Below are 25,320 nucleotides of genomic sequence, written 5' to 3'. Positions count from 1 at the left end.
TTTGTCGGACCTGGCGGTTAGGGTCGGGCGGTGATTTCGGGGCGACCACTGATTCAGGCTCGTGGGCTGGTGAAGCGGTTCGGTGACTTCACCGCCGTCGACGGCATCGACGTCGAGGTGCGCTCGGGAGAGGCGTTCGGTTTCCTCGGGCCCAACGGCGCCGGCAAGTCCTCCACCATGCGGATGGTCGGCTGCATCTCCCCACCGAGCGGCGGTGAGCTGCGCATCCTCGACCTGGATCCGGTCCGCGACGGGCCGGCGATCCGGGCCCGCCTCGGCGTGTGCCCGCAGATGGACAATCTCGATCCGGAGCTGACCGTCCGGGAAAACCTCACGGTGTACGCCCGCTACTTCGGCATCCCGCGTCGGGTGGCCCGGGAGCGGGCCGCCGAGCTGCTCGACTTCGTTCAGCTCACCGAGCGGGCCGACAGCAAGGTCGAGCCGCTCTCCGGCGGGATGAAGCGTCGGCTGACCATCGCCCGCGCGCTCGTCAACGACCCGGAGATCGTGCTGCTCGACGAGCCGACCACCGGGCTCGACCCGCAGGCCCGGCACCTGGTGTGGGAGCGGCTGTTCCGGCTCAAGCAGCAGGGCGTGACGCTGGTGCTCACCACGCACTACATGGACGAGGCCGAGCAGCTCTGCGACCGGCTGGTGGTCATGGACGGCGGGCGGATCGTCGCCGAGGGTTCACCCCGCGCGCTGATCGAGGAGCACTCCACCCGCGAGGTGGTCGAGCTGCGTTTCGCGGCCGAGTCGCAGGAGCCCTTCGCCGGCAAGCTCGACGGTCTGGGGGAGCGGGTCGAGGTGCTGCCCGACCGGGTCCTGCTCTACGTCCCCGACGGTGACGCGGCGGTCGCCGAGGTCACCGCGTTGGGGCTCAACCCGGCCAACGTGCTGGTGCGGCGCAGCGGCCTGGAGGACGTGTTCCTGCACCTGACCGGCCGCACCCTGATCGACTGACGGGCCGCCGCCGCTGCTTTCCGGCCGCTCTCCGGTCATCGGGGCCTGGCCCAGGTGAGGAAGCGGTCGCGCAGGCGGTCGTGTCCGAGCTGGTTCGCGAGGTCCCCGTCCGCCTCCTGGAGCAGCGTGGCGAGGTAGATGAGCAGGCCGGTCCGGTTCTCGCGGTACTCCCCGAGCAACGCCAGCCGCGCGGGCGAGCACGGCCACGCGGCGCCGCAGACCCGGCAGCGCCAGGAGGGGCGCGCCGCCACGTGCGGGCGGTACCGGGGCATCAGCGGCTGACCCGATCCCGAGCCAACAAGTGGCCGCCGTTCGGGCGGGCGCGTCGCCGGCACGTGAGTCGCACGGGAACCTCCGTCGAGTGGGAGGGGAGCGCCCCGGACCGTGGTCCCGGGACGCTCCCGGCCTGGTTCCGCCCGCCGTCCTGCACCCGTGAGCGGTTCCGCTGCGTGACAGTCTGCTGAGGATCCGACTACCGTGGGACGTTGCGCGCGCCGACGACCGGCGCGTGCGGTGATCGGCCCGGCACGGTCCGAGGATGTACGGAGGCTGTCCGTGGAGAGTTCGTCCATGCTGGAGCACTTCGCGGAGGAGCTGCGGCTGGCCCGGGCCGCCGGTGGCATGTCCCAGGCGACGCTGGCCGAGGCCCTGAGCTACTCGGGGGCGCTGGTCGCCAAGGTGGAAACGTCCGAGCGGCGGCCGAGCCTGGACTTCGCGCGACGGTGTGACGCCGTGTTCGCGGCCGACGGGCGCTTCGAACGCATCCAGCGTCGGATCAGCCGGGAGGCGGTGGTGCCGTGGTTCCGTGACTGGGCCGGCATCGAGCAGGAGACCACCGCCCTGCGGTGGTACGAGCCGGTCTACGTGCCGGGCCTGGTGCAGACCGAGGGGTACGCCCGCGCCATCCTGGCCGGTGCCGGGCTTTTCGCTGCCGACGAGGTCGAGCAGCAGGTGACCGCCCGACTCGACCGGCAGGGCGTGCTCACCCGGGACCGGCCGCCGCTGCTCAGCGTGGTCGTCGACGAGTACGCGCTGCGCCGGTGCGTCGGCGGCCCGGAAGTGATGCGCGAGCAGTTGCGACACCTGGTGAAGCTCGGCTCGGCCCTGCCCCGGGTCCGAATCCAGGTCGTGCCGCTCAGTGCCGGTGCGTACGCTGGGCTCGATGGTCCCTTCGTGATCGCCACCGCGTCCTCCGGCGAGGATGTCGTCTTCCTGGACGGACAGCGCCACGGACAGGTGATCGACCGCGCCGAGTACGTACGGCAGATGGTCGAGGTGTGGGAGTCGATCCGGGGTGAGGCACTATCGCAGCAGCAGTCCCTCGACCTGATCGCGGAAGTGGCGGAGACATGGAGCTGACCGGCGCCCGCTGGCGCAAGAGCACCCGCAGCAACGGCAGCGGTGGCGCCTGCGTGGAGGTGGCCGACAACCTGTCCGGGTTGGTGGCCGTTCGTGACTCGAAGGACCCGACCGGCCCGGTGCTGGTCTTCGCACCGGACGCGTGGCGCGCGTTCGTCGGGCACGGCGCCCTTCGCGCGGGTTGATCAACTCGGCGACTGCGCCGAGCACGACGAACGCGCGCCAGGTCGGCGATACGGGTGTGTCCGTGCGGTGGGATGCCGCCACATCGCCGATGTGGGGGGTGTCGAGGCCGGCGCCCCGGGACTCGCCAGGTGGATCGTGGCGTCAATCTGCCGTGAGCACGGCGCGCTGCCGCCGGTCGCCGGTCGCCCGGTGCTTCGGACCGCCCCAGCCGCCTAGATCGACTCGATTTCCTGCAAACCGTGGCGTCGCAGCGCTGTGGACACCCCGGTTTCGGTGAACCCGAGTCGATCGTGGGCGCGAGCGGGCTCGGACCCCGCGGTTTCGGTGAACCCGAGCCGATCGTGGGCGCGAGCGGGCTCGGACCCCGCGGTTTCGGTGAACCCGAGTCGATCGTGGGCGCGAGCGGGCTCGGACCCCACGGTTTCGGTGAACCCGAGTCGATCACCGGACGCGAGCGCGCCGGGACACCGCGGTTTCGGGGGACCTGGGTTGGTCGCCGGCGCGGGTGCGTCGAAACCCGGGCGACACGTCGACGGGGGCGTCGTAGGGTGACCGGCGGCCTGTCGTACCCCGGGGGTAGAAAGGTCGGGGACGGGGGTGGTCGTGGTGAGTGTGGCGCAGCGGACGCGGGTGCCGTGGGTGCCGGCGTACGCGGTGTTCGAGCACAACCTGGTCGGGCTTCGTCGCACCTGGCGGGCCGGGGTGTTCTCGTCGTTCCTGCTGCCGGTGCTGACCGTGCTCGGCTTCGGGCTGGGCGTCGGTGCGTACATCGACCAGGGCGTCGACGGGGTGCGCTATCTCGACTGGCTGGTCCCCGGGCTGATCGCCTCGACGGCGCTCCAGGTAACGGTGGGCGACTCGACGTGGCCGGTGTTCAGCAAGTTCCATTGGATCAAGACCTACTTCTCGCAGACGGCGTCGCCGCTGCGGGTCGGTGACATCCTGGCCGGGCAACTGGCCTTCGTGCTGTTCCGGGTGCTCACGACGATCGCGGCTTTCCTGCTGGTCACCGGCCTGTTCGGGGCGTTGCGGTCGCCGTGGGCGGTGGCCACCCTGCCGGTGGTGGCGCTGCTCGGGCTGGCCGTGGCCGCGCCGACCTTCGCGTACGCGGCGGTGGTGTCCAGCGACAGTTGGCTGGCGATGCTGTTCCGGTTCGCGGTCATCCCGATGACGCTGTTCGCAGGCGTGTTCTTCCCGGTCGAGTCGCTGCCCGAGGCGCTGCGCTGGCTGGCGTACGTGACGCCGCTGTGGCACGCCGTCGACCTGTGCCGTGCGGCGACCCTCGGTGTCGCCCCACAGTGGTCGGTCGCCGGGCACCTGCTCTACCTGGCTGCCTGGGCGGCTGTCGGTTCGCTGCTGGCGCTGCGCACCTTCCGCCGCAAGCTCATCGTCTAGGGAGATCCCGTGGTCACGCTGGTCCTGCCCCGGCTCGTCGACGTCTCCGCCGCGTCCCGGCGGTCGGCGTCGGTGGTCGAGCGCAACGTCGCCGCGCTGAAGTCGGTCTACTGGCTGCTGCTGCTCTCCGGCTTCGTGGAGCCGCTGCTCTACCTGCTCTCCATCGGCGTGGGCGTCGGGACGCTCGTCGGCGACCTGCCACTGCCCGGTGGGCGGCTGGTGTCGTACGCCGAGTTCGTGGCGCCGGCGATGCTGGCCTCGTCCGCGATGACCGGGGCGCTCTCGGAGACCACATTCAACTTCTTCGGCAAGATGAAGTACATGAAGCTGTACGACGGGATGATCGCCACCCCGGTACGGCCGTTCGAGATCGCCGTCGGTGAGCTGGGCTGGGCGATGCTGCGGGGCAGCGCCTACTCGGCCGCGTTCCTCGGCGTGATGATCGCCTTGGATCTGACGAGCGTCGTCCACGCGCTGACCACCCTGCCGGCCGCGGTGCTTGTCGGGTTCGCGTTCGGGGCGCTCGGCATGGCGATCTCCACCTTCATGCGCAGTTGGCAGGATTTCGACCTGGTGGCCTCCGCGCAGTTCACGCTGTTCCTCTTCTCCGGCACCTTCGTGCCGGCGCAGGCGTACCCGACCCTGCTGCACTGGCTGGTCGAGGTCACCCCGCTGTACCGGGCGGTGCACCTGGTCCGTGGCATCGCGCTGGGCACCGGGGGTTGGCTCTGGCTGCTCGACGTGCTCTACCTGCTGGCGATGCTGGCGGCCGGCCTGCTGGTGGCGTCGCGGCGGATGGGCAGGTTGCTCTACCCGTAGGGGTTATCCGCCGCCCTTCGCGGGGCATGTCCTCCAGGCGACACCGCCGACGAAGGCACCAGTGCCGACGACGGCACCAGTGCCGACGACGGCGACACCGCCGACGACGGCAACACCGCCGACGACGGCAACACCGCCGACGACGGCGACAGCGCCGACGAGCCGACACCGCCGACGAAGAGGAGGGGCGATGGCCTCCGACGAGTCTTCCGCCCACCGGCAGCGTGAGCGCAGCGAGCCGGTCGGGCCCGACGCCGGGCCGGCCAGCCCCACCGATCTGCCCGGCAGCGGCTGGAAGGCGGCGCTACGCCGCACGGTCACCGAGTTCCAGGACGACAGCCTGACCGACTGGGCGGCGGCGCTCACCTACTACGGGGTGCTGTCCATCTTCCCGGGCCTGCTGGTGCTGATCTCCATCCTCGGCCTGCTCGGCACGAGCGCCACAAACGGCGTCCGGGACACGGTCAACCAGGCGGTGCCCAACGACAGCATCCAGCAGATCATCGAGGGTGCGATCACCCAGGCGCAGGGCAGCGGAGGCCTGGCCAGCGTCGCGGCGATCATCGGTCTGCTGGCCGCGTTCTGGTCCGCGTCGGGCTACATCGGCGCGTTCATGCGCGCCTCGAACAGCATCTACGACGTGCCCGAGGGCCGGCCGATCTGGAAGACGCTGCCGATCCGGCTCGGCGTGACCGCGGTGGTCGGGGTGCTGCTGCTGGCCAGTGCGGTGATCGTGGTCTTCACCGGCCGCCTCGCCGAGACGGTCGGGGACGTGGTCGGCCTCGGCTCGACGGCCGTCACGGTCTGGGACGTCGCCAAGTGGCCGGTGCTGCTGCTCCTGGTCAGCCTGATGTTCGCCATCCTCTACTGGGCCTCGCCGAACGCCCGGCACGGCGGGTTCCGCTGGGTCAGCCCGGGTGGGGTGCTCGCCGTGGTGATCTGGCTGGTGATCTCCGGTCTGTTCGCCCTCTACGTGAGCAACTTCGGCTCGTACAACAAGACGTACGGTGCGCTGGCCGGTGTGATCATCTTCTTGGTCTGGCTGTGGCTCAGCAACATCGCGATCCTGTTGGGGGCCGAGTTCGATGCCGAGTTGGAGCGCGGCCGGGCCATCTCGGCCGGCCACTCCGTCGACGAAGAGCCGTACGTGGAGCTGCGCGACGACCGCAAGCTCAGGAAGAAGCGGAATTCGGCTGCCAAGCGGTGACCCGGTCGCAGAGCAGCCGCTCCCGCAGCTCCCGCAGTTCGCCACCCGGCCCGGTCCCGAGTTCCTCCGCGAGGTGGTCGTGCAGGCGCCGGTAGACGCCGTGCGCCTCCACCTGTCGGCCCTCCCGGTGCAGCGCCAGCATGAGCAGGGCCTGTAGGCGTTCCCGGGATGGGTGTTCGGCGGCCAGCTCGATGAGGTCGGCCAGCACCTGGCGATGCCGGCCGAGCCGCAGCTCCAGGTCGTAGCGCTCCTCGGCGGCGAGCAGCCGCAGTTCGGCCAGTCGCGCGGCTGCGGGTTCCAGTGAAGGGCTGTTCAGCCCGTCCAGCGCGGGGCCGCGCCACAGGGTCAACGCGTCCTGGTAGAGGGTGGCGGCGCGAGTCGTGTCGATCTCGGTGGCCTGCCGGGCCCGTCGGACGGTCTCGGCGAACTCCCGCGCGTCCACGTACGCGTCCGAGACGTCCAGTTGGTAGCCGTCGGGGCGGGTGACCACGATGTTCGCGTCACCGCCGTGTCGGACGAGGTGCCGCCGCAGCGCCCCGACCTGGTTCTGCACCTGCTTGCGGGCGGTCCACGGCCCCGCGTCGTCCCAGCACGCCTCGATCAGGCGGTTGACCGACAGCCAGCCCTCGCTGGCGACCAGGAGCGCGGCCAGGATCCGTCGTTGGCGGGGTGCGGGCAGATCCACCGGCGTGCCTGAGGAGCGAACCTCCAGCGGGCCGAGAATGGCGAATTCCACGTTTCTCCGTTCGATGGGCCGGTTGGCCCGCAGAGCCGTGCCAAGGCTCACCAGCACGGGCGCCAGCCGAGTCATGCTCGCCGATGACATGACGATGACGGATCCGTGCGGTCGCGGTGCCGGGGATGTGCCGTACGAATGAGTCGATGGGTCAGAGTGCCAGTAACGACGCGCTTCCGCTAATAGCGGGGAAGGAGCCCGTTGTGGCTTCAATATCCATTGTCGGCATCCTATTCGTCAACTGTGTGGCGGCGGCGCTGCTGATGCAGGCTGCCGCCGCGAAGACCGTGGACGGCGCGCAGTTGGGGCGCGCTCTCCGGGAGATCGGGCTGCCCTGGGCGTCCGGGTCCGGCCTCGTCCGGCTGGTGGCCCTGCTCGAACTGTGCGCCGCGGTGGCCGTGGTCGTGGAGCCCACTCGGCGAGCGGGTGCGCTGCTGGTGGCGGCGCTGGGGCTGTCGTTCGCGGTGGTCGGTCTGGTCGGCGCGGTGCGGGGCAGCGAGGAGCCGTGCGGGTGTTTCGGCCGCACCGAGGGTGCTCCGTTCGGGCCGGTCAACATTGCCCTCGGCGTCGGTCTGCTGGCCGTCGCGGTCGGCAACCTCGCCGTCGCCGACGTCGCCGCCAACGAGCCGGCGGGGCCGGTGATCGGTGCCGCGCTTGCCGCGCTGCTGCTGTCGCTCTACGCCAACCGTCGCTGGATTCTCCCGATCGTACGACCGCTCTTCCCGCAATCCGACCGGGTGTGACGGGCGCTTCTCCACCACGAAGGGTAATGAACGCCATGACCATGTTCCTTGCTTTCGTCCTGCTGGTTCTCGCCGGAACGATGGTGCTGTTTTTCGCGATGCTCGGCCAGTTGGCGGCGCGATTGCCGGAGCAGAGCAACGAGCCGACGGCCCAGGTCGAACCCCTGGAGAACGCCCGGTTGGGCGCCGAGTCGCTGAACTGGCCGGCGGAGTTGGCGCACCTGCGCGACCGCGAGCGCGCCCTGGTGCTGGTGCTCAGCTCCTCGTGCGCGAGCTGCGAGCAGATCGCCGCCCAGGTGCCGGACGCCCTGGACCGTGGGATCGACTTCGGCGTGGTGGTCTCCTGCGGTGTCCGCGAGCGCGGCGAGGACTTCATCCGCCGGCACGAGCTGGAGCGGGCCAAGCCGTACCTGGACCACGGCGGCGCGTGGAGCACCGGGGAGTTCAACGTCGACTCCAGCCCGGCGGCCCTGCTGTTCCGCAACGGTCGCCTGGACACCGCGCTGCTCTTCTGGACGCTCGACAGCGCCCTCGCCGCGACCGGCCACCTGCACTCCGCCCACTCCGCCCAGGAGGCGTGAGCGCACCAGGATCCCGGGTGACGTGCGACGGGCACGGCACCCGACAGCCCATCTCACACAGGAGGTGTCATGACCACTGCCGTCCCCAAGTCCTCGGTCAAACGACGGGGCGTACTGCGCGGTATCGGCGCCGGCGGGCTGGCCGCCGCCGTCGCGGTCTTCGCCAAGGGGTCGCCGGCCCAGGCTGCCAACTGGAACTGCTGCACCCTCGACTACGTGCCACCGAACATCAGCATGACGACCTGCCTGAACGCCAGCCACTACGTGTGGACCTGCACGTTCGGCACGGTGGGGCCGATCTACCGCTGCCAGTGCTGCGAGCGGAAGCGTGCCGACGGCTCGTACAACGCCTCCGCCGGCAAGTGCACCTGCACCTCGAACTGCTGACGGCCTGACCGGTGGAGGTCTGGATCGGCGTCGCCCTGCTGGGGGCGATCCTGCAGGGCTACAGCCCTTGAGGCGTCTCCATGGCCGGGGTCGCCGGCCCGATGTTGCGGGACGACCGATGGGGCGGGACCCGGTTCCTGCTCGGCCTGCTGGTCGGCGGGATCCTGGGCGCGGCGGTCCTCGCGGTCCCGTTCTACCTGCTCGCCACCGGGGTCACCGCGGTGCTGCCGGAGGCGGTACGGGTCGGACTGGTGATCGTGGTGGCGCTCGGCTTCGGCGTGGCGGATCTGCGGCAACGGACTCCGCACGTGTGGCGGCAGGTGCCGCAGTCGCTGGTCCGGACGCTGCCACCCGGTTCGCTGGGAGTGGTGTGGGGCTTCGATTTGGCCCTGCTGTTCACCACCCAGAAGACCACCTCGTTCCTGTGGGTGGCGCTGGCGGCGCTGGTGCTGCTGAGTCCGGCGGCGTTGCCGACGACGCTGGTCGTGGTGGCCGTCCTGGCGGTGCTGTCGATGGTGGCGCTGAGCATCCGTAAGCCGACGACGACGCCGATCGACGAGGAGAAGGGACGGAGATGGCAGGACTGGCAGAGGATCATCCGGCGGTGGTCCGGCGCGACGCTGCTGGTCGCGGCAGTGGCTCAGGCATCGCTGCTGAACTGGGGGTGACCCCGGTCTTCCGGCCGGATCCGGCCGGTGGGCAGGTGGTGATCACCCGGTTCGAGTGCCCGTCGCGGCTCGTCCTGCTGCGGTTGGTGGTGCTGCACCTGCGGATCAAGCGGGCGGTCCGGCGACGGTTGCCCGAGCTGATCGGCAGCCGGTTGCTCGTCGACTGGGGCGCCCGGACGCTGTTGAGCATCTCCGTGTGGCCGACGTTGGAGAGCGTCTACGGGATGGGGTCGGTGCCGGAGCACATCTCCGGGTCGCGCATCCCGCACCGCCTCGGCGCACGGACCACGGCCGGCTTCTTCACCTTCACCGGCGACTGGCGGCAGATCATGTTCGGTTCGCCGGTCGCCGCGCACTCACCCCTGCACGCCTGCGTGCAGGACGACTGATCACGAACAGAAGCCAGAAGGAGGTAGTCATGACCATTCCCACGGACCGCGGCCTGGTGGCGATCACCAAGGACGCCCGCGGTCGTACGGCCGTCATGGTCGGCACCAGCATCGCCGACGGCCAGATCGACGGCGTGTACGCCATGCACGTCGCACCGAAGCAGATCGTGGTGGATCCCCGGGTGCGGTTGAGCGCCGGGGAGCACGGTCAGTTCACCACCGAGCCGGTGGAGGTGTACGAAAGCGGCAACGCCGTACAGATCCGTGCCCTGGACGCGACGGCCGACCTGCGCCGGATGTAGGACCGATCGTCATCACCGCCGGGGGCGGGAGCGCGAAGGCGCTCCCGCCCCCGGTTCGTTTCCGCAGGCCCTTTTCTTGATCCACTATTAGCTTTTGCTCTTACGGACAAAAGTTGCCACCGGAACGGTTGAAGCTCTGGACACGCGGTGCGGAACGCTCCTACTGTGTCGGACACAACACCTCGGCGTTGCGTCGATGTGAACGAGTTCGATGAAGAGGTGAATTCCCGGTGCGGACGGTCGAGCCCCTGCACGTCCGATTGTTGCGGTTGCTCCGCGACGAGGGGGCCGTGTCCCGGGCCGAGCTGGGCGACCGCCTCCAGATGCCCCGCCCGCGCCTGCTGTCCGAGCTGGATCGCCTGGTCGCGCTGGGTTACGTCGCCGAGGCCGGGCTCGCCGCCTCCCGGGGTGGGCGTCGCTCCACCCTGGTCGAGCTGAACCCGAAGCTGCGCTTCGCGGCGGTCGACCTGGGCGCCAGCTCGATGGACGTCGAGGTGGTGAACGGTCGCCTCGAGCCGGTGGCCCACTACGCCGAGCCGGCCGACATCCGCAATGGACCGAAGGTGACCCTGCAACGGGTCAACGAGCTGCTGCACAAGGCCCGGGTCGACGGCGCGTACGAGCGGTTGGACGCGGTGGGCATCGGCGTACCCGGCCCGGTCAGCTTCCGCGACGGCGTCCCGGTCTCGCCCCCGATCATGCCGGGGTGGGACCGCTTTCCGGTGCGTGAGCTGCTCAGCCGGGAGCACGGCTGCCCGGCGGTGGTCGACAACGACGTCAACATCATGGCTATCGGTGAGCGTCACGGCGGGGTCGCCCACTCGGTGGACGACTTCCTCTTCGTGAAGATCGGCACCGGCATCGGCTGCGGCATCTATCTCACCGGTGACGTCTACCGCGGCACCGACGGCTGCGCCGGGGACATCGGCCACATCCAGGTCGACGCGCACGGGCCGATGTGCTCCTGCGGGAACGTCGGATGTCTGGAGGCGTTGTTCAGTGGCGCGGCGCTGGCCAAGGACGCCACGGCCGCCGCTCGCAGCGGCTCGTCGCCGGCACTTGCCGAGCGGATGAGCCTGCGCGGCGTGGTGACCGCTCTGGACGTCGCCGAGGGCGCCGTCGAGGGCGACGTGACCTGTATCCAGTTGATCCGTGACGGCGGGCGGCGGGTCGGCGGAGTCCTCGCCGGTCTGGTGAGCTTCACCAATCCGTCGATGATCGTGATCGGCGGCGGGCTGGCCCAGCTCGGGCACATCCTGCTCGCCGAGATCCGCAGCGTGGTCTACCGCCGGTCGCTGCCACTGGCCACCGGCAACCTGCCCGTCGTGCTGTCCGAGCTGGGTGGTCGGGCCGGCGTCGCCGGCGCGGCCGTGCTCGCCAGCGACGTCGCCTTCGGCGAGGCCTCATGAACCTGCGGTCGTCAGGCGCCAAACCCAACGTGAGCGAGGAGGAGACCGTGGCCCAGCCCGAGGAGAACGCCGCCGTCGCCGGGGCGTCGCTGGTCGAGGCCCCCGCGGACACCGTCGCCGGCGAGGTGGTCCTGCGCCTCACCGACGTGGTCAAGACCTTCCCCGGCGTACGCGCCCTGGACGGGGTGCAGCTGGAGGTGCGTGCCGGCGAGGTGCACTGCCTGCTCGGGCAGAACGGTGCCGGCAAGTCCACCCTGATCAAGGTGCTGGCGGGGGTGCACCAGCCGGATTCCGGTCAGGTCGAGTGGCGGGGCGAGCCGACCACCTTCGCCAACCCGCAGGCTGCCATGCGCGCCGGCATCGCCACCATCTACCAGGAGCTGGACCTCGTCGAGGACCTGTCGGTGGGCGAGAACGCGTTCCTGGGCCACGAGCCGCGCCGGCTGGGCTTCGTCCGCCGCGGGCAAATGGTCCGACGAACCCGGCAGATCCTCGGTCGGCTCGGCCACGGCGAGATCCACCCCAAGCGGATGGTCCGCGCGCTGCCGGCGGCCGGCAAGCAGATCGTGAGCATGGCCCGGGCGCTGTCGCACGAGGCGCGACTGATCATCATGGACGAGCCGAGCGCGGTGCTGGCGCACGACGAGGTGGGCAACCTGTTCCGGATCATCCGGGAGTTGACCGCCCAGGGCATCGCCGTCATCTACATCTCCCACCGTCTGGAGGAGATCCGCGAGATCGGCGACCGGGTCACCGTACTCAAGGACGGCCGGACCACGGCGGCGAACCTGCCGGCGCGCGACACCCCGACCCGCGACCTGGTCAGCCGGATGACCGGCCGCAGCATCGAGTACGTCTTCCCGGAGCGCCCGGCGGCCGGTCCGGCCGGCGCGGAGCTGCTCCAGGTCGAGGGGTTGACCCGGGCGGGCGAGTTCGCCGACGTGTCGCTCGATGTCCGGGCCGGTGAGATCGTCGGCATCGCCGGGCTGGTCGGTTCCGGCCGCTCCGAGCTGCTGGAGACCATCTACGGCGCCCGCCGAGCCGACTCGGGCACCATCCGGATGGCCGGCCGGGCGTTGCGCGCGGGTGTCGGCGCGGCGGTCCGGGCGGGCATGGGCATGGCGCCGGAGGAGCGCAAGAGTCAGGCGCTGCTGCTCGGTGAGCCGATCTACCGCAACGTCACCCTCTCCACCTTCAGCAGGTACGCCCGGTTCGGCTTCACGAACGTGGCGGCCGAGCAGGCCGAGGCGAACCGGATCGCCGCCGATCTCGAACTGCGCCCGCGCGACGTCCGCCGCCCGGTGCGCACCCTCTCCGGCGGCAACCAGCAGAAGGTGGTCGTGGGGCGGTGGCTCCTCGGTGACACCAAACTGCTGATCCTGGACGAGCCGACCCGGGGCGTGGACATCGGTGCCCGCGCCGAGCTGTACCAGGTGATCCGGAACCTGGCCGTCCAGGGCGTCGGGGTCCTGCTGGTCTCCAGCGAGGTGCCCGAGGTGCTCGGACTGGCCGACCGGGTGCTGGTGATGCGGGAGGGCCGGGTGGTCCGCGAGGCCCCGGCCGGCGAACTCGACGAGAACACTGTGCTCGACCTCGTGATGGCGGGGTCCCTGATGGAAGGCGCACCGGCATGAGCGACGCGACTCCCACCCCCACGGCGACCCCGGAGCGCCCGCAGCTGCCGGCGCAGTCGCCGCCGGTGGATCCCGCCGAGACGGCGGCGGCCAGCGAGGCGGCGACGACAAGCAACCGGCTCTCGTGGTGGCGGGGTGACAGCGGCGAAGGCGCCCGCCGTAACCTCGGCCTCATCGGGGTGCTTGTGGTCCTGGTCATCATCGGCGCGATGACCCGGTGGGACCTCTACTCCAACCCGGACTGGGTGTGGGGCAACACCCTCACCATCCTCAAGCTGGCCTCGGTGGTCGGCGTGGTCACCGTCGGGATGACCTTCGTCATCATCGGCGGCGGCATCGACCTCTCGGTGGGCGCGATCCTCGCGCTCTCCGCGGTCTGGGCCACCACTGTCGCCACGCAGAGCTACGGCGCCGGCGGCATGATCTTCACGGCTCTGGTCGTCGGGCTGTCGGTAGGCGTGGTCAACGGAATCCTCATCTCGTACGGCCGGCTGGTGCCCTTCATCGCCACCCTGGCGATGCTCGTGGCCGCCCGCGGTCTGGCGGCGGAGATCTCCAACAAGCAGACCCAGCTCTCCAACAACACCTTCATCAACAACATCGCCAGCGAGAAGCTGCTCGGCATCCCGCTGCTGGTCTACATCCTCGCCGCCGTGGTCGCGGCCGGTTGGGTGCTGCTCAACCGCACCACCTTCGGCCGGCGCACGGTCGCCGTCGGAGGCAACCCGGAGGCGGCCCGGCTGGCCGGCATCAACGTCCGGCGGCACACCCTGCTGCTGTACGCGCTGTCCGGCCTCTGCTGCGGCATCGCCGCCATCATGCTCACCGCCCAGGCCAACTCGGCCCAGGCGGCGACGGCAAACCTCTACGAGCTGGACGCGATCGCCGCCGCGATCATCGGTGGCACGCTGCTCAGCGGCGGGCGGGGCACGATCATCGGTTCCCTGCTCGGCGTGATCATCTTCTCGACGATCACCAATCTCTTCGCCATCAACGGTCTCTCCAGCGAGGCGCAGAACATGGTCAAGGGCGGCATCATCGTGGCGGCCGTCCTGGTCCAGCAGGTGCAGTTCCGCAGCATCACCCAGTTCCTGGGCCGTAACCGGCTCACCAACAGCTGATCCACTACCGCAACCGCACCACCTTGCCGTACCAGCACAGGGTCACCCGAGCATCGACGGTGACCGGATACCACGCACCCTTCACTCATCCCACCACCTGCGAACACAGGAGGTCGTCATGACCCAGCACAGTCCCGACCTGTCGCGCCGCCGAATGCTCTTCGGCGGGGTCGCGGTCGGCGCCGGCGTACTGCTGGCCGGTTGCACGAGCAACGAGTCGTCGCCCACCACCGCACAGACCAAGGCCGCGGCGACGGGCGTCAACAACGAGCCCGGCAAGAAGGTGGTCATCGGCTTCTCCGCCCCCGCCGACGACCACGGCTGGATCGCCGCCATCACCAACAACGCCAAGGCCCAGGCCAGCGCGTTCTCCGACGTGGAGCTCAAGCCCGTCGCGGCGGGCGCGGACCCGGCGGCCCAGCGGGCAGCACTGTCCACCCTGGTGTCGCAGAAGCCCGACGTCATCGTGGTGCTGCCGCACGACGGCAAGGAGCTCAACGCGTTCGGCCTGGAGGCCATGACCGCCGGCATCCCGGTGATCAACCTGGACCGGGCCTTCCCGGACGCCCGGGCGTACCGCCTGCAGATCAAGGGCGACAACTACGGCATGGGCGTCGCCGCGGCGACGTACATCATCGCCCAGCTCAAGGCCAAGGGCGTCAGCAACCCGGTAATCGGTGAGATCCCGGGCATCGACGCGCTGGAGCTGACCCAGGAGCGGACGAAGGGCTTCAACGACACGCTCGCCGCGAGCGGCTTCAAGGTCGCCAACCGGCGGCCGGCGGAGTTCACCGTCGACTCGGGCCAGCAGGCCGCGACCGGCCTGTTCCAGGCGCTGCCGAAGATCGACGCGATCTGGAACCACGACGACGACCAGGGCGTCGGCGTGATGGCCGCGATCAACCAGTCCGGCCGCAAGGAGTTCTTCATGGTCGGCGGCGCCGGCTCGAAGAAGGCGATGGAGGACATCCAGGCGGACAACACCGTGCTGAAGGCCACCGTCACCTACAGCCCGTCGATGGCCTCCTCGGCCATCTCGCTCGCCCGCCTCATCGGCCAGGGCAAGGGCATGTCCGACCTGGTGGAACTCCAGGTGCCCAAGGAGATCGTGCTCGCCTCGGAGACGATCACGAAGGAGAACGCGAGCAACTACCTCAAGCTCGGGTTCTGACACACGGGGGGAGACCCACCTTGTCCACGACAGACAACGAACTGCGGATCGGCATGGTCGGTTACGCGTTCATGGGCGCCGCGCACTCACAGGCGTGGCGCACCGTGAACCGCGTCTACGACCTGCCGGCACGAGCCAGGATGGCGCTGATCTGCGGCCGCGACACACCGAAGGTGGCCGAGGCCGCCGACCGGCTCGGCTGGGACGCGTACACGACGGACTGGCGTGACCTGATCAACCGGGACGACATCGACGTGGTCGACGTCTGCACACCCGGCGACAGTCACGCCGAGATCGCCCTCGCCGCACTGGCCGCCGGCAAGCACGTCCTGTGCGAGAAGCCGCTTGCCAACACGGTGGCGGAGGCACGGGCGATGACCGCCGCGGCGGACACCGCCCGCGCCGCCGGGGTGCGGTCGATGTGCGGGTTCAACTACCGCCGGGTCCCCGCGGTCACGATGATGCGCCAGATGGTCGCCGACGGACGGCTCGGAGTGATCCGGCACGTACGGGCGGTCTACCTGCAGGACTGGATCGTGGATCCGCAGTTCCCGCTGGTCTGGCGGTTGCAGAAGGACAGGGCGGGCTCCGGCGCGCTCGGTGACATCGGTGCGCACATCATCGACCTGACGCAGTTCGTCGTCGGCCAGCAGATCACCGGCGTCAGCGCGATCACCGAGACGTTCGTGAAGGAGCGGCCGCTGCCGGCCGAGTCGAGCGGACTGGCGGCAACCGTGGATGGCGGCTCGGCGCCCACCGGGCCGGTCACCGTCGACGACGCCGCGGTCTTCGTGGCCCGGCTCGACGGCGGCGCCCTGGCGACGTACGAGGCGAGCCGTTTCGCCACGGGCCGCAAGAACGCCCTGCGAGTCGAGATCAACGGCTCGCTGGGCAGCGTGGTCTTCGACCTGGAGCGCCTCAACGAGCTGGAGTTCTACGACGCCACCCGGCCCACCCTGGAACAGGGCTTCAACCGGATCCTGGTGACCGAGGGCGACCACCCGTACATGTCGGCGTGGTGGCCGCCCGGCCACATCATCGGCTACGAGCACTCCTTCACCCACCAGATGCGCGATCTCATCGAGGCGATCGCCACCGGCACCGACCCGGCGCCCTCCTTCGCCGACGCGTTGCAGGTCCAGCTCGTGCTGGACGCGGTGACACGTTCGGCGGACGCCGGATCCTCCTGGACCGACGTGGAGCCGGCGCTGACCGCGGTGGCCGTCTGACCCCCTGACCATCCGCGACGGCGGTGCTCGCGCCGCAGTCGCCCGACCGGCTTTCCGGAGCCGACCGGCGAGGGACCGACCGCGGTTTGCGCCCCGCGGTCGGGACGAGGTCGGTTCCGGAGAGTGTGCAGCCGGGCCGCGTGGCCCGGTGGCGCACGAGCAGGACGGTCGTCCGGTGCGACCGGACCGGGATTCCCCGGCCGCACCGGAGGACCGCCACCACCTGAGACGTCCGGTCGGGGCATGCCAACGCCCCGACCGGCGGATGCGGGGGAGGCAGGGTCGAGACGCCGACCGACCCTGCCTGCCAGCCCCGTCTGCCCGCACCCGTACCGGGAGCCGGTCCGTCGTCGTCGCCGCCGACGCCGACGCCGGATCCGGCGTCGTTCCGGTACGGGTCGGGCGGGCGGGGCACCATCCCGCAAGGCCGTAGCTTTTCGAGAAATATTCTGATATTCCTATATTTAACTAGGCCGACTTTTCAACTACTCCGACGGTTCCTCCTGGACGGGAAGGAGCACCATGCGAACGGGTGTCTGGCTGGTAGGAGCACGCGGTTCGGTCGCGACCACCAGCATCGTCGGAGGGCTCGCGCTGCGGGCCGGTCTGGCCGGGCCGACCGGCTGCGTCACCGAGCTGCCGGATCTGCGCGGCCCCGCCCTCCCGTCCTTCGCGGACCTGGTCTTCGGTGGCCACGACGTGGCCACCACCCCGCTGAGCAAGCGCGCGGAGGCGCTCGCCGACACCGGTGTGATACCCGGTCGGCTGGTCGCCGCGCTCCCCGACGAGCTGGCCGCCGTCGAGCAGGAGCTGCGGCCGGCTCCGCACGGTGGCACCCAGGCCGACCGGGTGGCGACAGTCGTGGACGACCTCACCTCGTTCCGTACGCGCCACCGGCTGGACCGCCTGGTCGTGGTCAACGTCTCCGCCACCGAACCCGCACCTCGACCGCACCCCGGGCACGCCGACCCGGCCGCGCTGCGTGCCGCTCTCGCCGGCCCGGACGAGGTGCTGCCGCCCAGCTCCCTCTACGCGTACGCGGCGCTGCTTGCCGACTGCCCGTACGTCGACTTCACCCCGTCGACGGGGCTGCGGTTGCCGGCGCTGGCCGCGCTTGCCGAGGAGCTGCGCCTGCCGTACGCCGGGCACGACGGCAAGACCGGCGAGACCCTGGTCAAGTCGGTGCTCGCGCCGATGTTCGCGATGCGCAACCTCGCCGTGCGCTCCTGGTCCGGGATGAACCTGCTCGGCGGTGGCGACGGCGCCACCCTCGCCGACCCGGCCGCCAACGCCGCCAAGGTGCAGAGCAAGCAGCGCGTGCTCGGCGAGACGCTCGGCTACGTCCCGCAGGGCAACACCCGCATCGAGTACGTCGAGGAGCTGGGCGACTTCAAGACCGCCTGGGATCTGATCACCTTCGCCGGCTTCCTCGGCACCGGGATGCGGATGGAGTTCACCTGGCACGGCTGCGACTCCGCGCTTGCCGCGCCGCTGGTGCTCGACCTGGCCCGGCTCACCGCCGCCGCGCACGCCGCCGGGCACGTGGGGCCGCTTGCCGACCTGGGCTTCTTCTTCAAGGACCCGCTCGGCACGCCGACCCACTCGCTGGCCGAGCAGTGGGCTCGGCTGACCGACTTCACCCAGCGGTTGCACGCCGGCCTGGACGGTGGCCATGACCACGTTGGCTGACGTGGCCGAGCTGGTCCGCGCGCCGGCCGCGCTCTCCGTCCCCGGTGACGTGGTCGCCGGGGCGGCGGCGGCCGGCGCGTTGAGCCCGCGTACCCCCGCCCTCGCCGGCGCGTCGGTGCTGCTCTACTGGGCCGGCATGGCCGCCAACGACTGGGCCGACCGGGAGCTGGACGCCGTGGAACGGCCGGAGCGGCCGATCCCCAGCGGCCGGGTGACCCCGGCCGCCGCGCTGGGCCTGGCGGCCGGCCTCACCGCCGCAGGCGTGGGCCTGGCCGCCGCCGTGGGCGGTCGCCGCGCAGCCGCGCTCGCGGTGCCGCTGGCCGCCAGCATCTGGGGGTACGACCTGCTGGCCAAGAACACCGCCGCCGGCCCCGCCGTGATGGCCGCCTGCCGAGGGCTGGACGTGCTGCTGGGCGCATCCGGCGGCAACCTGGCGCGGGCGCTCCCCTCGGCGGCGACCGTCGCGGCACACACCTGGACGGTCACCACACTGTCCCGTCGCGAGGTCACCGGGGCGGACGCGGCCCTGCCGATGCGCACACTGGTAGGTACCGCCCTGGTAGCCGCCAGCGCCGCCGTCGCCGTCCCCGGCGCCCGTCGCGCTGCCGTCCCCGGCGCCCATCGTTCTGCCGTCCCCGGCGCCCATCGTGCTGACGTCCCCGGCGCTCGCGGTGATGAGGTTTCCGTCACCGAAGCCGGCGGGGCCGACGAGCGGGTCGTGGGCGCGGGCCGGTCCCGATCGGCCGCGGTCGCCGCCGCGCTGCCCGCGCTGCTGGCCGGGTGGTACGCCGCCCGCTACGGCGCGGCCCAGGCCCAGGTCGTCCGGGATCCCTCGGCCGGGAAGGTCCGCGCGGCGGTCGGCGCGGGGATCACCGGCCTGCCCGCCCTGCAGGGAGCGCTCACCGCACGCGGCGGGGCCGGCCTGCTCGGGCTGGCCGTCGCGGCGGCGGCGCCGCTGGGTCGCCGGCTGGCCCGGAAGGTCTCCCCGACATGACCGTGCCCCGGCCCCGACCCGCGCAGTCCGGAGCTGGGCAGCCCGGAGCTGGGCAGTCTGACAACGGGCAGGCTGGGCCGCCGAGCGGCGACGTGACGACGCTGCGCCTCGGGTACGGCACGAACGGCTTCGCCAACCACCGGCTCGACGACGCGCTCGCCGTCATCGCGGACCTCGGCTACGACGGCGTGGCGCTCACCCTGGACCACGACCACCTGGACCCGTTCGCGCCCGGGCTCACCCGGCGGATCGCCGCGGTAGGTCGGCGGCTGGACGCGCTGGGTCTGGGGGTGGTGATCGAGACCGGGGCCCGCTACCTGCTCGACCCGTGGCACAAGCACGCGCCGACGCTTCTGCACGACGACCCCACCCGGCGGATCGAGTTCCTGCGCCGGGCGGTGCGGATCGGCGCTGACCTGGGCGCGGAGGCGGTCTCGTTCTGGGCGGGTGTGCGGCCCGGGACGGTGTCACCGCAGTGCGCCTGGGACCGGCTGGTCGCCGGCTGCGCCAGCGTGCTCGACGCCGCCGACAGCGCGGGCGTCACCCTCGGCTTCGAGCCGGAGCCGGGCATGCTTGTCGAGAGCATCACCGACTGGCGTCGACTGCACGCGGCGCTCGGCGCTCCGGTCCGCTTCGGCATCACCCTCGACATCGGCCACTGCCGGTGTCTGGAGCCGTGGCCGGTGCCGCAGTGCGTCGCCGAGGTGGCCGACCACCTGGTCAACGTGCAGATCGACGACATGCGCCGGGGCGTGCACGAGCACCTGGAGTTCGGCACCGGTGAGATCGACTTCCCGCCGGTGCTGGCGGCCCTGGCCGAGGCCGGCTACCGCGGGCTGGTCGCCGTCGAGTTGCCCCGCGACTCGCACGCCGCACCGGACGTGGCAGCCCGGTCAATTGATTTCCTGCGCGCCGCGGCGGCCACCTCGACAGTCGGTGACCGCCGGCGACAACAGGTACCCGTCGACGCCCTTTGCTCTGCTTCAACGGACGCAACAGATCCGGACAGCAACCGTCGCGTGGAGTGAAGCAGAGCAAAGGACGCGCTGGGCACCCGCGGAGCAGCACAGCAGCAGCACAGCAGCACGGCGGGACAGCAGCACAGCAGCACCAGGGGAGGAGACGGGATGACACCGGATTCACTACGGGCCGCGCTGCGGGGCGTACCCGATCCCGATTGGCTGGACGCGGCGCTGCGCCAGGTCGTGGCCGAGCCCACCGCGATCACCCGGCTCTTTCCCGCAGTCGGCAGGCGTTGCGGTCGGGCCGCGTTGCCCGATGCCCCCGGCTGGACCGCCGACGACGCGGCCCGGGTGCTGCTGCTCACCAGCCTGCCCGGCGAGCACGCCACCTACGCCGAGAGCCTCTACCGGCACGGTGACGCCGCCGAGCGGCGAGCTGTGCTGCGGGCCCTGCCGCTGCTGCCGATCGGCGCCGCCGGGGTGCCGCTGCTGCAGGACGCGATCCGGACCAACGACACCCGGCTGGTCGGTGCCGCCCTCGGCCCGTACGCCCGGCACCTCGACCCGGCCGCCTGGCGGCAGGCGGTGCTCAAGTGCGTGTTCAGCGGCGTGCCGTTGGCAGTCGTCGCCGACCTGGAGACCCGCGCCGACGGGGAGCTCGCCGCGATGCTTGCGGCACTGGCCGCCGAGCGGCACGCCGCCGGCCGGGAGCTGCCCGCCGACGCCACCGACCTGCTCGACCGGCTCACCGCCGCACTGCCCCGGGAGGCGTGAATGCGCATCTTCGACCCCCACATCCACATGACCTCACGCACCACCGACGACTACGAACGGATGGCCGCCGCCGGGGTCCGCGCGCTCGTGGAGCCGGCGTTCTGGCTGGGCCAGCCACGCACCAGCGCCGCCTCGTTCGTCGACTACTTCGACTCGCTGATCGGCTGGGAGCCGTTCCGGGCCGGGCAGTTCGGGGTGCGGCACTTCGCGACGATCGCGCTGAACCCCAAGGAGGCCAACGACCCCCGCTGCCGCCCGGTCCTCGACCTGCTGCCCCGCTATCTGGACAAGGACGCGGTCGTGGCGGTCGGCGAGATCGGGTACGACTCGATGACCCCGGAGGAGGACGAGGCGTTCGCCGCGCAGCTCGCCCTCGCCGTGGCGTACGACCTGCCGGCGCTCGTGCACACCCCGCACCGGGACAAGGCGCGCGGCTGCGAGCGCACCCTCGCCGTGGTCGCCGAGTCCGGCATCGACGCGGGCCGCGTGGTCGTCGACCACCTCAACGAGGTGACAGTCAAACTCGTCCGGGACAGTGGCTGCTGGCTGGGTTTCTCCATCTACCCGGACACGAAGATGACGCCGGAGCGGATGGTCGAGCTGCTGCGCGAGTACGGCACGGAACGGATGCTCGTCAACTCGGCCGCCGACTGGGGGCGCTCCGACCCGCTGCTGACCCGGGCCACCGGGGAGGCGATGCTGCTGGCCGGGTTCAGCGACGACGACGTCGACCGGGTGCTGTGGCGCAACCCGGTGGAGTTCTACGGCCAGTCCGGTCGGCTCGACCTGAGCGACCTGGACGTCGCCGAGAAGGTGGACCCGCAGACCGGCAACTCGATCCTGCGCGGCGGCAGCTGATGCGGCTGCGACATGCCGGCGGCGACACGGTCCATCTCGGCTACTGCACAAACGTGCACCCCGCCGAGGACCTCGCCGGCATCCTCGGGCAACTGGACACCTACGCCGTGCCGGTCCGCGCGGCGCTCGGCAGCGACCTGCTCGGCCTCGGTCTGTGGCTGGCCGCGCCGGTCGCCGCCGAGCTTGCCGCCGACCCCGCGCTGCGTCTGCGGCTGCGCGCCGAGCTGGACGCGCGCGGGCTGGAGGTGGTCACCCTCAACGGCTTCCCGTACGCGGCCTTCCAGGCGCCGGTGGTCAAGCAGGACGTGTACCACCCGGACTGGACCACCGAGCAGCGGCTGACGTACACGCTGAATCTGGCCCGGGTGCTCGCCGACCTGCTGCCCGACGATGCGGCCCGGGGCTCGATCTCCACCCTGCCGCTGGCCTGGCGGCAGCCCTGGGACACCGATCGGGCCGACGCGGCCCGACGCCGGCTGGACCAGCTCGCCGCCGGCCTGGCCGCCGTGCAGCGCGACACCGGCCGCGAGGTGCGGGTCGCCTTCGAGCCGGAGCCCGGCTGCGTGGTGGAGAGCACCGCGCAGGCGGCCGCGCTGCTGGACGGCATCGACACCGACCGGTTGGGCGTCTGCGTCGACCTGGCCCACCTGGCGTGCGCCTGGGAGGATCCGGCCGAGGCGCTGGAACGACTGCGGGCGGCCGGGCTGCCCGTGGTGAAGGTGCAGGTCTCCGCCGCCGTCGAGGCGGCCGACCCGGCCGGCGGGGCCGAGGCGTTGCGCCGCTGGGTGGAGCCGCGCTTCCTGCACCAGACCCGGGGCGTCGGCTGCGCCGGTCTGGCCGATCCGGCCGATCCGGCGTACGCGGCCGACGACCTCGACGAGGCGCTGGACCGGGCGCTGCCCGGCCCGTGGCGGGTGCACTACCACGTGCCGCTGCACGCCCCGCCGGAGGAACCGCTCGGCTCGACCCTGCCCGTCCTGCGCGCCGCGTTGAGAGCGCTCTACAGCGGCCCGACCGCCGGGTGCGACCACCTCGACGTCGAGACGTACACCTGGGGGGTTCTACCGGCCGCGCGGCGGCCGGGCACCGACGCGGAGCTGGCCGCCGGCATCGCCGCCGAGCTGGCCTTCGCCCGTGACGAACTGGTCGCCCTCGGGCTGACCCCGGAGAACACCGTGAGCGCGGGAGTGACGCGATGAGCCGACGACTTGTGGTACTCGACGTGGTGGGGCTGACGCCCCGCCTGCTGGCGCACATGCCCCGGCTGCGCGGCGTCGCCGACGGCGGCTTCCGGGCCGAGCTGGGCACCGTGCTGCCCGCGGTGACCTGCTCGGTGCAGTCCACCTTCCTCACCGGCGAGCAGCCCAGCGGGCACGGGATCGTCGGCAACGGGTGGTACTTCCGGGAGCTGGGCGAGGTGTTGCTGTGGCGGCAGCACAACGCGCTCGTCGGTGGGGACAAGCTCTGGCAGGCCGCCCGTCGGGCCGAGCCGGGCTACACCGTGGCAAACGTCTGCTGGTGGTACGCCATGGGCGCGGACGTCAACTGGACCGTCACGCCGCGACCGGTGTACTACGCCGACGGGCGCAAGGAGCCGGACTGCTACACCGACCCGCCGGAGCTGCACGACGCGCTCACCGGCCGGCTGGGCACGTTCCCGCTGTTCACCTACTGGGGGCCGACCGCCGGGCTGCCGTCGTCGCGGTGGATCTGCCAGGCGGCCGAGCAGATCCTGGCCGACGTGTCACCCGACCTGACCCTGGTCTACGTCCCGCACCTGGACTACGACCTGCAACGCTTCGGCCCCTCGTCGGCCCAGGCCGCCGCCGCCGCGGCGGAGCTGGACGCGGTGCTCGGCCCGCTGCTGGACGCCGCACGGGCCCGCGACGCAACAGTGGTGGTGCTCTCCGAGTACGGCATCACCGACGTGTCCCGGCCGGTGGACGTCAACCGGCTGCTGCGCGCCGAGGGGCTGCTGCGGGTGCACACCCAGGCCGGCATGGAGTACCTCGACCCGTGGACGTCGAAGGCGTTCGCGGTCGCCGACCACCAGGTCGCGCACGTCTACGTCAAGGATCCGGCCGACGTGCCGGCGGTGGCGAAGCTCTGCGCCGGGCTGCCCGGGGTGGCCGAGGTGCTCGACGCCGACGGCAAGGCCGCGCACGGTCTGGACCACCCACGCGCCGGCGAGCTGGTGCTGGTGGCCGAGCCGGACTCCTGGTTCACCTACTACTACTGGCTCGACGACGCCCGCAAGCCGGACTTCGCCCGGCTTGTCGAGATCCACCGCAAGCCGGGGTACGACCCCGCCGAGCTGTTCTTCGACCCGGCCAACCCGGGCGCCGCGAAGGCCCGCGCCGGGGTGGCGCTGGCCCGCAAGAAGCTTGGCATGCGGTACCTGATGAGCGCCGTCGGCCTGGACGCCGGCGCCCAGGCGGTACGCGGCTCACACGGACGCCTGCCCAGTGACCCGGCGGACGCCCCGGTGCTGCTCTGCTCCGACCCGTCCGCCGCCCGGGACAGGGTCGCGGCCACCGAGGTCAAGGGGCTGCTGCTGGAACTCGCCGGGCTGAGCGCCGGTGACGGGACAGCGGAGCGGCCGGGGGAGGGGTCGTGACGATAGCGGTGACCCCGACCGACACGAGTGGACTGCGGGCGCGCTTCGACGCGGAGCTGGCCGCGTTCCTCGATCGGCAGGGCCCGGACTGGCCCGACGGCGCGCCGCGTGGGGTGTTCACCGCGCTGCAACGGTTCGTGCTTGCCGGCGGGAAGCGGCTCCGCCCGCTGTTCTGCTACTGGGGCTGGCGCGGCGCCGGGGCGGCCGACGGCACCCCGATCGTGGTGGCCGCGGCCGCGCTGGAGCTGTTCCACGCGTTCGCGCTGATCCACGACGACATCCTGGACGGCAGCGACCGCCGGCGGGGCGAGCCGTCGGTGCACCGCCTCTTCGCCGACCTGCACGCCCGCTCGTCGTGGCGCGGCGACCCCGAGGCGTACGGGCGCAACACCGCCCTGCTCTGCGGGGACCTCTGCGCGGCCTGGTCGGATCAGATGTTCCACGAGTGCGGGCTGGAGACCGAGCAGGTGCACCGGGGCTACGCGGTGTTCGCGCTGATGCGTACCGAGGTGATCGCGGGGGAGTACCTCGACCTGGTCTCCGGGGTGGGCGACGGCTCGGTGGCCAGCGCGCTCACCGTGATAAGGATGAAGGCCGCCCGGTACACGGTCACCCGACCGCTGCAGATCGGCGCGGCGCTGGCCGGGGCGGGGCCGGAGCTGCTCGCGGCTCTCGGCGAGTTCGGTGACCCGTTGGGCGACGCGTTCCAGCTCCGTGACGACGTCCTGGGCGTCTTCGGCGATCCCGCGGTCACCGGCAAGTCCGTCCTGGACGACCTGCGCGAGGGCAAGCCGACGGTGATGATGGCGCTGGCCCGCAGCGCCGCCGACCGGTCGCAGACCGCGCGGCTGAAGGAGCTGTTCGGAAATCCCACGCTTGACGCCGAGGGCGCGGCGAACCTGCGCGAGATCATCGAGGCGACAGGCGCCCGGGACCGGATCGAGCAGATGATCCGGGTCCGCACCGAGGCGGCGCTCACCGCCTTGCGCAGCGCGGTGGTGGCCGAGGAGGCGCGCTCCGCGCTCGTCGCGTTGGCGGCACAGGCCATCGATCGCCGCGCCTGACCCGGCAACTTTCGATCAAATCGACGAAAGTTGATGCTGGATCACCGGAAGGTATGGACACAT

27 protein-coding genes are annotated in these 25,320 nt (G+C 71.6%); 25 read left to right on the top strand and 2 right to left on the bottom strand.

Annotated features, from left to right (window positions below):
- Positions 1 to 30: 30 nt before the first annotated feature.
- Positions 31 to 963, top strand: coding sequence for an ABC transporter ATP-binding protein (locus MILUP08_RS27285; RefSeq protein WP_007463854.1), 933 nt, complete (start codon positions 31 to 33; stop codon positions 961 to 963).
- A 35-nt stretch (positions 964 to 998) separates the two neighbouring features.
- On the opposite strand, the gene MILUP08_RS27280 is transcribed toward MILUP08_RS27285, so the two are convergent.
- Positions 999 to 1,235, bottom strand: coding sequence for a hypothetical protein (locus MILUP08_RS27280; RefSeq protein ID WP_007463852.1), 237 nt, complete (start codon positions 1,233 to 1,235; stop codon positions 999 to 1,001).
- A 283-nt stretch (positions 1,236 to 1,518) separates the two neighbouring features.
- Between MILUP08_RS27280 and MILUP08_RS27275 the strand changes: the two genes are divergently transcribed.
- The 5 genes from MILUP08_RS27275 (at position 1,519) to MILUP08_RS27250 (ending at position 5,929) form a co-directional block, all read left to right on the top strand.
- A complete protein-coding gene (locus MILUP08_RS27275; protein ID WP_193376584.1) occupies positions 1,519 to 2,322 on the top strand; it encodes a helix-turn-helix domain-containing protein in 804 nt (267 codons plus the stop codon).
- A complete protein-coding gene (locus MILUP08_RS27270; RefSeq protein ID WP_007463846.1) occupies positions 2,313 to 2,507 on the top strand; it encodes a DUF397 domain-containing protein in 195 nt (64 codons plus the stop codon). Before MILUP08_RS27275 ends, MILUP08_RS27270 begins: the two co-directional genes overlap by 10 nt.
- Positions 2,508 to 3,105: 598 nt before the next feature.
- Complete coding sequence (locus MILUP08_RS27260; protein WP_007463844.1) at positions 3,106 to 3,903, top strand: ABC transporter permease; 798 nt, start codon at positions 3,106 to 3,108, stop codon at positions 3,901 to 3,903.
- Between the two features lie 9 nt (positions 3,904 to 3,912).
- Entirely contained in the window at positions 3,913 to 4,722 is an 810-nt protein-coding gene (locus MILUP08_RS27255) for an ABC transporter permease (protein WP_007463842.1), read from the top strand.
- A 190-nt stretch (positions 4,723 to 4,912) separates the two neighbouring features.
- On the top strand, positions 4,913 to 5,929 hold the full coding sequence (locus MILUP08_RS27250) for a YihY/virulence factor BrkB family protein (protein WP_007463840.1): 1,017 nt from the start codon (positions 4,913 to 4,915) through the stop codon (positions 5,927 to 5,929).
- Here the strand turns inward: MILUP08_RS27250 and MILUP08_RS27245 are convergent.
- On the bottom strand, positions 5,895 to 6,665 hold the full coding sequence (locus tag MILUP08_RS27245) for an AfsR/SARP family transcriptional regulator (protein WP_039908883.1): 771 nt from the start codon (positions 6,663 to 6,665) through the stop codon (positions 5,895 to 5,897). The genes MILUP08_RS27250 and MILUP08_RS27245 overlap by 35 nt on opposite strands.
- Before the next feature lie 203 nt (positions 6,666 to 6,868).
- On the opposite strand from MILUP08_RS27245, the gene MILUP08_RS27240 reads away from it, so the two are divergent.
- The 19 genes from MILUP08_RS27240 (at position 6,869) to MILUP08_RS27150 (ending at position 25,257) form a co-directional block, all read left to right on the top strand.
- Positions 6,869 to 7,408, top strand: a complete 540-nt coding sequence (locus tag MILUP08_RS27240; protein WP_007463835.1) for a MauE/DoxX family redox-associated membrane protein — start codon at positions 6,869 to 6,871, stop codon at positions 7,406 to 7,408.
- A 35-nt stretch (positions 7,409 to 7,443) separates the two neighbouring features.
- Positions 7,444 to 7,989: a hypothetical protein gene (locus MILUP08_RS27235; RefSeq protein ID WP_007463833.1), complete on the top strand. Its 546-nt coding sequence runs from the start codon at positions 7,444 to 7,446 to the stop codon at positions 7,987 to 7,989.
- A 69-nt stretch (positions 7,990 to 8,058) separates the two neighbouring features.
- Complete coding sequence (locus tag MILUP08_RS27230; RefSeq protein WP_007463831.1) at positions 8,059 to 8,376, top strand: hypothetical protein; 318 nt, start codon at positions 8,059 to 8,061, stop codon at positions 8,374 to 8,376.
- 80 nt (positions 8,377 to 8,456) lie between these two features.
- Positions 8,457 to 9,044 carry a hypothetical protein gene (locus MILUP08_RS27225; RefSeq protein ID WP_007463829.1) on the top strand — a complete coding sequence of 196 codons (588 nt, stop codon included), beginning with the start codon at positions 8,457 to 8,459 and terminating at the stop codon, positions 9,042 to 9,044.
- Complete coding sequence (locus MILUP08_RS27220; protein ID WP_007463826.1) at positions 9,041 to 9,433, top strand: hypothetical protein; 393 nt, start codon at positions 9,041 to 9,043, stop codon at positions 9,431 to 9,433. Before MILUP08_RS27225 ends, MILUP08_RS27220 begins: the two co-directional genes overlap by 4 nt.
- Positions 9,434 to 9,462: 29 nt before the next feature.
- Positions 9,463 to 9,735, top strand: a complete 273-nt coding sequence (locus MILUP08_RS27215) for a hypothetical protein (protein ID WP_007463824.1) — start codon at positions 9,463 to 9,465, stop codon at positions 9,733 to 9,735.
- Positions 9,736 to 9,965: 230 nt separating this feature from the next.
- Entirely contained in the window at positions 9,966 to 11,144 is a 1,179-nt protein-coding gene (locus tag MILUP08_RS27210; protein ID WP_007463822.1) for an ROK family protein, read from the top strand.
- On the top strand, positions 11,141 to 12,778 hold the full coding sequence (locus tag MILUP08_RS27205) for a sugar ABC transporter ATP-binding protein (protein WP_007463820.1): 1,638 nt from the start codon (positions 11,141 to 11,143) through the stop codon (positions 12,776 to 12,778). The genes MILUP08_RS27210 and MILUP08_RS27205 overlap by 4 nt, the downstream gene beginning before the upstream one ends.
- Positions 12,775 to 13,899, top strand: coding sequence for an ABC transporter permease (locus MILUP08_RS27200; RefSeq protein ID WP_007463818.1), 1,125 nt, complete (start codon positions 12,775 to 12,777; stop codon positions 13,897 to 13,899). The genes MILUP08_RS27205 and MILUP08_RS27200 overlap by 4 nt, the downstream gene beginning before the upstream one ends.
- 118 nt (positions 13,900 to 14,017) lie before the next feature.
- Positions 14,018 to 15,070 (top strand): substrate-binding domain-containing protein, encoded by a 1,053-nt coding sequence (locus tag MILUP08_RS27195; RefSeq protein WP_007463815.1) that lies wholly within the window; start codon positions 14,018 to 14,020, stop codon positions 15,068 to 15,070.
- A 53-nt stretch (positions 15,071 to 15,123) separates the two neighbouring features.
- The gene (locus MILUP08_RS27190; protein ID WP_193376643.1) at positions 15,124 to 16,299 is read left to right on the top strand and encodes a Gfo/Idh/MocA family protein; all 1,176 of its coding nucleotides are present in this window, start codon (positions 15,124 to 15,126) and stop codon (positions 16,297 to 16,299) included.
- A 522-nt stretch (positions 16,300 to 16,821) separates the two neighbouring features.
- A complete protein-coding gene (locus tag MILUP08_RS27185) occupies positions 16,822 to 17,988 on the top strand; it encodes an inositol-3-phosphate synthase (RefSeq protein ID WP_007463812.1) in 1,167 nt (388 codons plus the stop codon).
- Positions 17,972 to 18,982, top strand: coding sequence for an SCO3242 family prenyltransferase (locus MILUP08_RS27180; RefSeq protein ID WP_007463810.1), 1,011 nt, complete (start codon positions 17,972 to 17,974; stop codon positions 18,980 to 18,982). The genes MILUP08_RS27185 and MILUP08_RS27180 overlap by 17 nt, the downstream gene beginning before the upstream one ends.
- Positions 18,983 to 19,074: 92 nt before the next feature.
- Complete coding sequence (locus MILUP08_RS27175; protein WP_007463808.1) at positions 19,075 to 20,010, top strand: sugar phosphate isomerase/epimerase family protein; 936 nt, start codon at positions 19,075 to 19,077, stop codon at positions 20,008 to 20,010.
- Between the two features lie 99 nt (positions 20,011 to 20,109).
- Positions 20,110 to 20,718 (top strand): EboA domain-containing protein, encoded by a 609-nt coding sequence (locus tag MILUP08_RS27170; protein ID WP_007463805.1) that lies wholly within the window; start codon positions 20,110 to 20,112, stop codon positions 20,716 to 20,718.
- Positions 20,719 to 21,576, top strand: coding sequence for a TatD family hydrolase (locus tag MILUP08_RS27165; RefSeq protein WP_007463803.1), 858 nt, complete (start codon positions 20,719 to 20,721; stop codon positions 21,574 to 21,576). It begins immediately after the preceding gene.
- Entirely contained in the window at positions 21,576 to 22,775 is a 1,200-nt protein-coding gene (gene eboE, locus MILUP08_RS27160) for a metabolite traffic protein EboE (RefSeq protein ID WP_007463801.1), read from the top strand. The genes MILUP08_RS27165 and eboE overlap by 1 nt, the downstream gene beginning before the upstream one ends.
- Positions 22,772 to 24,193 (top strand): alkaline phosphatase family protein, encoded by a 1,422-nt coding sequence (locus MILUP08_RS27155; protein ID WP_007463799.1) that lies wholly within the window; start codon positions 22,772 to 22,774, stop codon positions 24,191 to 24,193. Before eboE ends, MILUP08_RS27155 begins: the two co-directional genes overlap by 4 nt.
- Complete coding sequence (locus MILUP08_RS27150) at positions 24,190 to 25,257, top strand: polyprenyl synthetase family protein (RefSeq protein WP_007463797.1); 1,068 nt, start codon at positions 24,190 to 24,192, stop codon at positions 25,255 to 25,257. Before MILUP08_RS27155 ends, MILUP08_RS27150 begins: the two co-directional genes overlap by 4 nt.
- The last annotated feature ends 63 nt before the right edge of the window (positions 25,258 to 25,320 follow it).

The organism is Micromonospora lupini str. Lupac 08 (genome assembly GCF_000297395.2).
GTDB lineage: Bacteria > Actinomycetota > Actinomycetes > Mycobacteriales > Micromonosporaceae > Micromonospora > Micromonospora lupini.
The sequence above is the reverse complement of the archived record's forward strand: the minus strand, read 5'-3'. Positions and strand labels throughout refer to the sequence as shown.